Below are 4,855 nucleotides of genomic sequence, written 5' to 3' on the forward strand. Positions count from 1 at the left end.
ATAATTTAGCAAAAACATATAACAAACCAAAATTATGAAAAAACAATTTTTATTTACCCTACTTTTCTTAGGCTTATCTTTTATAGGATATTCACAGCAGAAAATTTCGGGGCAAGTTATGGACCAAACAGGGCAACCACTACCAGGAGTAAATATTCTAGAAAAAACAACAAACAAAAAAGCTTCAACCGATTTTGAGGGAAAATTTTCATTTACTGTAGCAAGTATAGAATCTTCTAAACTAGTGGTGAGCTATTTGGGATTTAAAACCATCGAAATAGCAGCATCCGAGAATGTAACAATTAGCCTTGAAGAGGAGGGTATTGGATTACAAGAAGTAACTGTAGGGTCTAGAAGAGCAAAAAGAACTGTTGCAAACTCTGCTGTTCCTGTTGATATTATTAATGTAAAAGATGTAACAACACAGAGCGGAAAAATTGAAATTAATGAGTTACTCCAATATGTTGCTCCATCATTTAATGCTAACAAACAATCAGGTTCAGATGGTGCCGATCACGTAGACCCTGCTTCATTAAGAGGAATGGGACCCGATCAAACCTTGGTGCTAATTAATGGCAAAAGAAGACACCAATCGTCATTAATAAACCTTTTTGGAACTCGTGGAAGAGGAAATACCGGAACTGATTTGAATGCAATTCCTGCTTCATCAATAAAAAGAATTGAAATTCTTAGAGATGGTGCAGCAGCACAATACGGCTCTGATGCTATTTCGGGAGTAATAAATATTGTTTTAAACGACAATGTAGACGAACTTACAGGTGCTGTAACTTACGGAGCTTATAATACTAATGCGAAAGGAGATTTCCCTGCTGGAACAGCAAACACTCCTGGATTTAGATTAGACCAAAACGGAAACGGAAACTCTTTTGGTAAAGACAAAAAACTAGATGGTAATTCTTCTAAATTCTCATTGAATTATGGTACAAAAATAGGTTCAAAAGGTGGTTATGCTAACTTTACAACCGAATTTTTAAACAAAGAAAAAACTTTGCGTCCGGGATTCGATTTTAGAAAAGGATTTGGAGAAGCTGAAATATTTAGCGCTAATTTTATGGTTAATGCTGCTATTCCAATTACTGATAAAATAGAATTTTATGCTTTTGGTGGCAGAAATTACAGAGATACCGATGCGTATGCATTTACCAGAAATGATGGTGCAAGAGTTGTAGAATCTATATATCCTGGCGGATTTACACCAAGAATTACTTCAAATATTGTAGATAATTCAATCGCTGCAGGTTTTAGAACTAATACAACTAGTGGTTGGAAAATAGATTTGAGTAATACTTATGGTAAAAATATTTTTGATTACCGAATTGAAGGCACACTAAATGCTTCATTAGAAGCAGCATCTCCAAGAGCATTTGATGCTGGTGGACACAGCTTAAGTCAGAACACTACAAATCTTGATTTCTCGAAAAATTATGATTCCGTTTTAAACGGGATGAACTTAGCTTTTGGAGCAGAATTTCGTTCAGAAACGTTTAAAATTTTTGCTGGCGAACTAGGTTCTTATGCAACTTATGATACAAATGGTAATCCTATTATCGATCCTACAACACAATCGGCGCCTATAGATCCTGTTTCCGGAGACCCAAGACCTGGAGGCTCACAAGGTTTTCCTGGTTATAGCCCAAAAAATGTGGTAGACAAAGGAAGAACAAACTTATCTGTTTATGCTGATGCTGAATTTGATATTACAAAAAAATTCTTAGTAAGTACTGCAGTACGTTTCGAAAACTATAGCGATTTTGGTAGTACTGTAAACGGAAAACTTGCCTCAAGATATAAAATTACTGACAATATAAATGTGAGAGGTTCTGTAAGTACTGGATTTAGAGCACCATCATTAGCTCAAATTTACTACAATACTAGTTTTACAAATTTTAGTAGTTCTGGAGCAACAGAAGTTTTGCTTTCTGCTAATGACAGCCCAGTTACAAAAGCTTTTGGTATTGGAAAACTAAATGAAGAAAAAGCGATAAATGCCTCTTTAGGACTTACTTTTTCTAAAGGAGATTTTACAGCAACAATAGATGGTTACATGATAAATGTTAAGGACAGAATTGTATTAACAGGATATTTTGATGCAACTTCTTTGGGGTTAAATGTTGATAAAGCACAGTTTTTCACCAATGGTGTAAATACAAAGACCAAAGGTTTAGATATGGTTATAACTTGGGGGAAAACAATAGGCAGTTCTAAATTTGGCGTTACTGCCGTTGGAAATATTAATGATATGGAGATTTCTAATGTTAAAAATAATGGTTTAGATAGCCAGACTTTCTTTGGAGAAAGAGATAAAGCTTTCTTATTAGCTTCTGCTCCAGCAAATAAATTTGCATTAAATTTAAATTATGGTTACAGATTTTTTGATGCTGGTTTAGCGTTTACAAGATTTAGTGAAGTTAAATTATTAGATTACCAAGTTTATGAAGATGTTGCTGACTATGGTGACTCTTTTGACAACCAAATAAAAGAAGCAACTGATACATACGGAGCTAAAATTGTAACCGATTTAACTCTAGGTTTCAAACTATCTAAATCTCTTAAATTGAGCTTGGGTGCTAATAATTTACTAAATATTTATCCTGATCAACAAGATGACTGGGTTGAAGCTGGTGGATATTGGGATTCTGTACAAATGGGATTTAGCGGAGCTTACTATTATGCTAGACTTGGATTTAAATTCTAATCTATTTTTTGAAATAAAACAAAAATGCCGTTCAAAAGACGGCATTTTTTTATTGATAATGGCAAAAAATTCCACCATCATAAGGTGTCCAAAATGCTGCTTTTTGGTTTGCCTGTTTTAATGCATCATTTGCCCAAGTATTACAAGTTCTAAACAAACTATAACTTCCTTTTGCTTCATAAAAAGAATCATTTTTAGCATAACCACGACCTGAAATACATTGCAATTTTTTATTAGAATCTCTCTGAAAACTATCATTAATAAAAATAACCAATTTCTGATAATTTTCTTTAGATACTAAAATCCTCTTACAGCTTTCGCTTTCAGAAACAGATTTACAAAATGTGGTGTGCATTGCCGAAGTACTTAAACCAGTTGCTGCTCTAAACGCAGTACTTGCTTTCAAATCTGACCATTGTGGCGTATTTAAATAAAAACCTTTGTCGCCCCAACCTATTGCAATATAATTCATCAGGGAATCTTTAGATTTTGTTTGATTAAATTTAATTTCTTTACTCCAGTCTTTTATTTCATTTTTTATAGGAACAACAATATCTGTGTGAACGCCATTGGTTTTAATAAAAATTTCGACCTCTTCTTTTTGAGTAACACCAGTATTAACAGAAATCTTTGACAATCCGAAAACGGAAAATGCATATATCAGAATGAGAATTACAAATGCTAAAATGATTTCGAAAAATATTTTGAAAGTTTGTTTGATGCTTTTCATTTTAAATTTTTAATACTCAAATCAAATATCAAGCCAAAAAAAGCCCGTATTTTCATACGAGCTTTACTTTATTTTTTAATTATTTTTATTACACATTAAATCTAAAATGCATTACATCACCATCTTTTACGATATATTCTTTTCCTTCTACTTTAAACTTTCCTGCTTCTTTAGCTTTGGCTTCGGTTCCGTAATGAATGTAATCTTCGTATGAAATTACTTCGGCACGAATGAATCCTTTTTCGAAATCCGTGTGAATAACTCCAGCAGCTTGTGGTGCTGTTGAACCTACGTTTATTGTCCAAGCACGTACTTCTTTTACACCTGCGGTAAAGTAAGTTTGTTGTTTTAGTAATTTATAGGCTGCACGAATTAAAACTGAAGCTCCAGGCTCAGATAATCCCATATCTTCTAGAAAAACCTGACGTTCTTCGTAACTTTCTAACTCTGTAATATCAGCTTCTGCTCCTACTGAAAGAATTATAACTTCTGCATCTTCATCTTTTACTAATTCACGAACCTGGTCTACATATTTATTTCCGTTTACGGCTGAATTTTCGTCAACATTACAAACATATAAAACTGGCTTTGATGTAATTAATTGAAAACTTTCGAACAATTCTTCTTCTTCGTAACCTTTTGGCTCGATTGTTCTTGCAGATTTTGCTTGTAGTAACGTTTCACGGATTCTATTTAGCAATCCTTCTTCTAATTGCGCTTCTTTATTTCCTGTTTTTGCAGCACGTTTTACTTTTTCTAAACGTTTTTCTACTGTTTCTAAATCTTTTAGTTGCAACTCGATATCAATCGTTTCTTTGTCACGAATTGGGTTTACGTTTCCGTCTACGTGAATAATATTATCGTTATCAAAACAACGCAAAACGTGAATAATCGCGTTACATTCTCTTATATTTCCTAGGAATTGATTCCCCAAACCTTCGCCTTTACTTGCTCCTTTTACCAATCCTGCAATATCAACAATATCGACAGTTGCCATTTGCACTCGTTCTGGTTTTACCAATTCTTCGAGTTTTTCGATTCTTGGATCAGGAACGTTTACTACACCAATATTTGGTTCGATAGTACAAAACGGAAAATTAGCACTTTGTGCTTTTGCGTTTGATAAACAATTAAATAAAGTCGATTTTCCTACATTTGGTAATCCTACAATTCCTGCTTTCATTATGGTTTTGTTTTATAAAGTGTGCAAATATAGGTTAAAAGTTGCAAAAGGTCAAAGATTCAAAGTTCAAAAAAACGCAGTGCAATTTTTAAGATTAAGGGAAAAACTATAGATGTGATAATTTTTCGATAATATCTTTTTCTTCTTTTGTAGATACAAATCCTGATTCGAAATCCCAATAATCCGTAAAAAAGGAAGATTTTTTATTAATTAGAGATTTGTCTTT

At 33.2% G+C, this 4,855-nt stretch carries 3 protein-coding genes; 1 reads left to right on the top strand and 2 read right to left on the bottom strand.

Going from position 1 to position 4,855, the window contains the following annotated elements:
• Positions 1–34 precede the first annotated feature (34 nt).
• Entirely contained in the window at positions 35–2,716 is a 2,682-nt protein-coding gene (locus tag ACH2BG_RS00770; RefSeq protein ID WP_395045828.1) for a TonB-dependent receptor domain-containing protein, read from the top strand.
• Between the two features lie 49 nt (positions 2,717–2,765).
• Here the strand turns inward: ACH2BG_RS00770 and ACH2BG_RS00775 are convergent, their stop codons facing one another.
• Positions 2,766–3,446, bottom strand: a complete 681-nt coding sequence (locus tag ACH2BG_RS00775; protein ID WP_395045829.1) for a TIGR02117 family protein — start codon at positions 3,444–3,446, stop codon at positions 2,766–2,768.
• A gap of 88 nt (positions 3,447–3,534) precedes the next feature.
• On the bottom strand, positions 3,535–4,629 hold the full coding sequence (ychF, locus tag ACH2BG_RS00780) for a redox-regulated ATPase YchF (protein WP_395045830.1): 1,095 nt from the start codon (positions 4,627–4,629) through the stop codon (positions 3,535–3,537).
• Positions 4,630–4,855: the final 226 nt, after the last annotated feature.

This window comes from Flavobacterium sp. (genome assembly GCF_043779715.1).
In the GTDB taxonomy this organism is placed as follows: Bacteria; Bacteroidota; Bacteroidia; order Flavobacteriales; family Flavobacteriaceae; genus Flavobacterium.

What these genes read in the sequence shown, in the direction of transcription:
- ACH2BG_RS00770 (WP_395045828.1), top strand. Translation starts at nt 35, where the DNA reads ATGAAAAAACAATTTTTATTTACCCTACTTTTCTTAGGCTTATCTTTT.
- ychF (WP_395045830.1), bottom strand. Translation starts at nt 4,629, where the DNA reads ATGAAAGCAGGAATTGTAGGATTACCAAATGTAGGAAAATCGACTTTA.
- ACH2BG_RS00775 (WP_395045829.1), bottom strand. Translation starts at nt 3,446, where the DNA reads ATGAAAAGCATCAAACAAACTTTCAAAATATTTTTCGAAATCATTTTA.